Annotated in this window: 5 protein-coding genes; 2 read left to right on the forward strand and 3 right to left on the reverse strand. The window is 40.9% G+C overall.

The features are described 5' to 3' along the window. Positions 1 to 65: 65 nt before the first annotated feature. Complete coding sequence (locus tag G586_RS0108840; protein WP_026527481.1) at positions 66 to 2,045, reverse strand: M13-type metalloendopeptidase; 1,980 nt, start codon at positions 2,043 to 2,045, stop codon at positions 66 to 68. 217 nt (positions 2,046 to 2,262) lie between these two features. Here G586_RS0108840 and G586_RS0108845 point away from each other — a divergent pair, with 217 nt between their 5' ends. Next, positions 2,263 to 3,900 carry a dicarboxylate/amino acid:cation symporter gene (locus tag G586_RS0108845; RefSeq protein ID WP_026527482.1) on the forward strand — a complete coding sequence of 546 codons (1,638 nt, stop codon included), beginning with the start codon at positions 2,263 to 2,265 and terminating at the stop codon, positions 3,898 to 3,900. 102 nt (positions 3,901 to 4,002) lie between these two features. Next, a complete protein-coding gene (locus G586_RS0108850) occupies positions 4,003 to 4,653 on the forward strand; it encodes a 4'-phosphopantetheinyl transferase family protein (protein ID WP_026527483.1) in 651 nt (216 codons plus the stop codon). Between the two features lie 132 nt (positions 4,654 to 4,785). Here the strand turns inward: G586_RS0108850 and G586_RS22270 are convergent, their stop codons facing one another. Next, a complete protein-coding gene (locus G586_RS22270) occupies positions 4,786 to 5,607 on the reverse strand; it encodes a hypothetical protein (RefSeq protein ID WP_051204666.1) in 822 nt (273 codons plus the stop codon). A gap of 621 nt (positions 5,608 to 6,228) precedes the next feature. Further along, the gene (locus G586_RS26555) at positions 6,229 to 6,390 is read right to left on the reverse strand and encodes a hypothetical protein (RefSeq protein ID WP_196809816.1); all 162 of its coding nucleotides are present in this window, start codon (positions 6,388 to 6,390) and stop codon (positions 6,229 to 6,231) included. Between the last annotated feature and the right edge of the window lie 95 nt (positions 6,391 to 6,485).

Genomic DNA, 6,485 nt, shown 5'->3' on the forward strand with positions numbered 1-6,485 from the left:
GGAGACGGTTTTTTAGGTTGCCAAAAATGTAAGCAGCTTAAAACACTAACAGAATGGCTGTGATCTTAAAATGCCGACAGTCTTTTGTTCTCGGGCACGTAGTAAGGGCTCTCGGGATCAATGTCATAGGTCTCGTAGAACTTGTCAAACTGGCCAAGAATGTAGTTTACCCTCTCTTTACCGGGAAGGTGGGTGTCTTTTACGGCGTCCTTAAGACCTTCAGGAGTGTAGTAGTAGGCGTTATTCCTCGCATAAGCTCTAAAGAATGCATCATAGTCCGCATTCTCCCTGGAGTCAAGGACGCGGAGGCAGCATTCTATTGCCATCAGGTCAGTGAATGCCTCATTGCACACAAGCTCTCCATCAAGAGTACAGCCTTCACCAATGACCATTCCATCGAAAAAGTCCTTGATTTTATCTGTTTTCTCACAGTAGGCTTTAAATTCCTCATCAGTCATCCACGGCTCATAATAGCCCTCAAAATCGTACTTACTTCCATTCGGGTCATAGCCGTGCGATATCTCATGCGCAGTAGAAAAGCCGATGGTTCCCAGCGCTTCTTCAAATGACTGACCGCTACCAGATGCCTCATCTCCATCATCCAATTCTCCTGACTGAATAACAATCGAGTTTCTCGTACCGAGGTAATACGAATTGGTTTGAAGCATGGTAAAACCATACAGCGAAAGCTCATCATTTTTATTATGCAGCTGCTTATTTAAAAAGGCATTGCGGCTGTTCCTCAAAGCTATGTAGTTATCCAGCGGATTGTCGGTCAGGGTCACATCTGAAAAATCGTCGTTATACGCGTTTTCAGCATAATAGTAGTTCTGACGTAAAACCTTGCGCTTTGCGAGCTCTTTGCCATGAACTGAGAGCCAGTCGGAATCTGAGATAATATCACGCATTTTTACGCGCACCTCTTCAAGCATAGCCTTGGCAACATCAACGGTTTTATCGCTTACATAACGACTGTTATATTCCTTTGTGATAATGTCCTCAGAAGCGCCAATCACCGACCAAAGAAGAGTATGTTCAAAGCTGTCTGTGGAATTTGGCGCATAGAAGAGATTATAAGTAGCATCGTTATCCTCTTTTACAAATTTTGAAAAGAAGACTGCTGCTGTTGCTATCTGCAAATCCTTGATTTTAAGCGCATTTTCAGAGGTGTAGAACGCATTTAAAAACTCCGGATAGCTTTCATATGAAATGAAATAAGGCCTTGTTCCAATGGCATCATCGCTCCTTAGAATATCAAAAATCGGAAAAGAAACATTCTGACTTTCAAGGTCCTCTTCATAGAAATACTTTGTTGAAGCATCTTCCGACAAGCTATCGATATAGTCTGCGATAATTCCGTTCATTTCAATTGAATTATTCACTATTTCGTCAGCACGGGCCTCATCATAATCAAAGAAAAGAAGAATATCCTTTAATGCTGAGAGCTGCTCAGGAGACATTTCCTTATCAATTGATATGGTCATGGGATAAATATTACTGACTCCGCAGCCTTCATCATAAACAACCTCTTTTTCCATTCCGTAATTAAATGCGCCAAGATAGGGATCCTTAAAAACAGAATATAGATCGTCCATGGTATTTTTATTCTCAAAAATAGCCAGTTTTTCCTTAACGGCATCCTCTGCACCGGTGCTCTGCCAGTTTTCATCTATAAGCTGATCGTAGACACAGAGCGCTTTGTACAGGTCACTATCCTCGGGAAGCGAGGAGATGTCAGTGTTCTCAAAAATGTCAACAAGCCTCTCATCTATCAGCTTATTGCTGGCAAAATGCTCGGAGTAATCGTCACAACCAAGCTCTGTTGCCTTTTTTTCAGCGGTTTCGCGCCACTCGTCATTTACGAAAGCATCGAAATCCCAGATTTTTTCAGTAGTCTTGTCGCTGTCGGAATTTACAGCTGTAGAAGTGGCAGGTTCAGTTTCCCCTGCCTCCTTAGATGCGCAGCCGGTGCTCGCTGTAAGCAAAAAAGCGCAAAATAAAAGAGTGATCGCTTTTGTCAGCGCCACCTTGAATTGTTTTTTCATACCCAAAAACCTCCATCAAGCAAGTAATAATCTAGTCCCCCTTTAAGTATTATACCGCATTTAGAGGCGAACTGATAAATAAATCCATATGTTCAGGCGGGCACACTTGTTTATACATTTTTTACAAAATAATTTTACGCAATATGGTAAGCTTTATGTATCCTAAAACACCTAAAAACCGGCAATAAAGTATCCTAAATACTGAGGGGGATAGATTATGAGCGGATTAGTGACCACAATAGTAGCAGATAGCGCCAATCTTAAAGAGGGCATGGAGTTCATAGAAAATGGCCTTAAAAAATATAACGTTAAGGGAAAAGATAAGGCCAAAGCCATGCTTCTTTCTGAGGAGTATCTTGTTAAGATTATAAGAGGTACCCAAAATTCCGGAAATATTAGTATTGGTGTTAAAAAGTCTATTGGCAAGACTACAATTACCATTATGGCTAAGGGGCAGAATATCATTCAGGAGGATACTCCGGAAGATATTATCGATTTCTATGGCGTTGAATCTGCGCCTAATGCAGAGGCAGTCATAAGAAACATGATAATAAATGCCAACCGCGATATTCTTCGAAGAAGCTACCGAAACAGCACCAACAAGGGTGTAATTACTGCGGGAGTTTCCAGCCAGAAGAATCTTATCTATGTTCTTACCTCGATGGTTATGGCGGCAGTAATCTGTACCCTGATGCGTCTGATTCTTCCTGAAAACATAAACATGGCCGTTAATGACTATGTATTTGTAACAATTAAGACAATCTTTCTTAATGCACTTAAGGCTATTATAGCGCCGCTGATTTTCTTCTCGATTGCAGCATCGGTTTCCTCTACTACGGATATTACTGAGATAGGAAAGCTTGGCGGAAAAGTAATATCGTTTTACGGAATGACAACACTTGCAGCAACGATCATAGCCTATTTTTCATTCAATCTGGTTAGCCCCGGTGTATTTAATGAGCTTGCATATCTTGTAAAAGGAACAGAAACTGCTACACAAGGTGAGATGGTAAGCATTCTGGACACTTTGATAGACATTGTTCCGGATAACTTTTTTGGAGCATTCGTTAATTCTGCGACTCTTCAGCTTATTTTCCTTGCTATCCTTATAGGCGGAGTAGTTCCGTTCATGGGTGAAAGAACAGAAAAGATTGCATCGTTTATCGCATCCGCCAATGAACTGTTTCTCAGGGGTGCTTCCGTGATAACAAAATGCCTGCCGATCGCGGTTTTTGCTTTCATCGGATCAATGGTTCTGACCATGGACGTTAAGGTAATAAGTACTATGGTATCCCTGTTCATTAGCCTTTTACTCGGACTTGTGATAATGATGGTATTTTACATGACGGTTGTCATGATTCTCACTAAAAGTAATCCCATCCGCTTCCTAAAAGAAGCAATCCCTGCATGGCTTAACGCTTTTGCGCTTTCTTCAAGTAGTGCTGCGATGGCATTCACAATGCAGACCTGTGATAAAAAGCTGAAAATCTCACCAAGATTGTATTCATTCTCAATCCCTCTTGGTGCCACAATAAATATGGACGGATTTGTAATAGTGCTCACAATATCCTTCCTGTTCCTGGCAAAAGTGTTTGGAGTGACGCTCTCGACAGGAGACATCTCCGCGCTGATCGTAACTATTGTGCTCCTTTCCTTTGGTGCTCCCGGAATCCCCGGAGTCTCAACAATATGCATGTCAGTCCTTCTCATGCAGTTCAATGTGCCAATGGAGGCCCTTGCGCTTTTCATAGGAATCGATGCCATTACAGATCCTTTAAATACAGCAAACAACGTATTTGGCGATATTGTGGGAACCTACTGTATTGCTAAGAGAAACAACATGATGCAGGAGTAAAAGTGCTCTGTTATAATTTTGTAAACATATGATGCAGGTGTCAAAAGTAAATTTTGATACCATATGTAAAAAATGCAGAATTTTTTAGTTTAGCAGGGTGAAATGGACAGAGTAGATATTTACATTTTGAATACTGATATTTTGGAGGGCGCTGTTGACAGGATTATTCCTGTCATAGCGCCTTATTATGCAAATAAATACGAGAAGATGAAGGTCCATAGTGGAAAAATGCAGGAGCTGGGGGCAGGGTATCTGCTCTCGAAGGTCCTTGGAATAACCAGGGATGAGCAGCTTTCATTTGGAGAACATGGGAAACCGTGTTTGAGCGGGCAATATGCTACAAGGGATATCCACGAGAATATCCCGTATTCCGGTGATTTTTCAGATAAATGTCCGGAGTTCAGCCTTTCCCATGCTGACAATTATGTAATTCTTGCTGTGGCAAAAGAGCCTGTGGGAGTGGATATCGAGCGATGCGACAGACTCACACTGTCAGTGATAGAGCGGGTGCTTCCGCAGGAATACTTTGAGAAGCTTGAATCAATCCACACGAAACAGGAATGGGCAAAGGCCTGGACCTCTGTTGAGGCTGTTCTTAAGGCTGACGGAAGAGGCTTTTCCTTTGATCCGAGAGAAGATGCGTCATTCATGAACGGTTGGCATATAGAGAGCTTTCCAATGGAAGACGACTTTATGGTCAGCTGTGCCTGCCGTGGGCCATTTAGCAAATACATTAAAATTGTTGATACATGAAAAGACCTTTTTCAGTCATTTGTGTCATTAAAGAGCATGTCAAAACAACGACAGGGAGCTGCACATGCAGCTCCCTAAGTATTTCGTAACTAAGAAACAATCGCCTATAATCAGTAAATACTTCCCGGATTTTCAACTATTCTTCTCGGCCAAAAGTGCTTCTAGTTCAGCAATGCGTGCATCTTTTTCAGCAATAATCTTATTAGCCTCTGCCTTCGCTGCATCATAACCCTCCTCATAACCTTCGCTATGCACAGTTTTTAAATGAAGTTCTTCGTTATACTCTAATACACTCATTCTACACACCTCCGCTTTGTTCTTTCTGAGGAAATCCGCTAAAACATCCTCTCTAATACACTCATCAATGGCTTTGTCAGCGGCTTCTTCGATAGACATGTTTTTGACGTATCGCCTGATCTTTCCAACAAAAATGGAATAAGCCTTAAGTGTTTTGCAAGCATTCATGATCTCAGGATTGTGGTTTTCATTGACATTGATGACCGTCACTATAAGTTCCAGCTCCGGTGTCTCAACCTCTTTTATAAAATGGTTCGATAGCTTCTCGTAAGATATATCCTCAAGTTTATCTGACCCATTATAAAAGACAACGAATCTTGGCACCGGTATCTTTAAATTTTTGCTTCCATACAGATCTTTTTGGACTACCATACCAGCTAAAAGATCTGATACGTAGTACAAAAATCGTAGGGACATATTTCCACATTTTGTAGATTGATGCTCATACAAATTGAGCTCAAATCGGAAGACAAAAGAAACATCATTTTTCATGTTTAGGAAAACCCCTTCCTCAAGGGTGTTGATTTCTAAGTCCTCTGCGTTGTCGTAATGTGTCCCGTTTACTGCGTTGTACAGGGATAGCAGTTCTTCCTTGCTGTTAAAAAGCATCCTGAAAACAGAATCCTTGTACTTTGTGTTAATGGTTACTTCTTTCATTTTTTCTCCTTAAATGGTGTATTTAGTATCATCGGACCATATAAGGCAGAAAATAGAATAGACCATGTGTAAAGATGCATTTTTTATTAATTAAAAACTCATTCAATACAACTCTTGTATAACTACTTCAATTATATCCTACAATGTTCATTCAAACAATTTGTGGAAAAATTGGGAGAAATTCCCGGATACCGTATATGGTCGTCTGACCGGTAAGTATAGTATCGCGTATATGAGGATATGTCAATAATAAAATACAAATCTGTGATACTCGTCTTCTTTCTGAAAAATGGCATAAAATATGTATTAACAATCTTAAAAGTGTGTTAAATATGCTTGCATACAGTTATATAGGAGGAGTAAATATTGTAGAATGAGCTCAATAATAAACGCGTCGCAAAATGAATTGATGGGTTAAAATTATGAACGAAAAAATTCTGGAAGAGAAGAACTTCTTTTGGGTTGGAATGGAAAAGCAGCCTATGAAGATGAATAATCGTCGAATCTGACAGGGCAATTTTGTCTTGTTTATTAGGAAATTGCGCCTTGGCGGCGCAACCTTGAATTAAAAGGCCCGGCAAGACCGGGCCACGCAAAGCGGAGGTATGCTGATTGTTATTATCAGTCTACCTCATCAAAGAATTCATCATCTTCGTGCATAAAGTAATCCATATCGAGAAGGTCTTCATCGTCCATCTCACGGATTTCATCCGCCGACATGCCTTCCGGCGGGCATTGCATGTATTTCTCTCTAAGCTTTGCTATTAGTGCCTTATCAACCATGATCTATCCTCCTGTCATGCCTCATTTTAGCATGCCAGGGAATTGGTTTGAACAGGAGCACGACATTTGGGACGGCATTTTCCCATTGCCTTTTC

This window comes from Butyrivibrio sp. VCD2006, assembly GCF_000423925.1.
Lineage (GTDB): Bacteria > Bacillota > Clostridia > Lachnospirales > Lachnospiraceae > Butyrivibrio.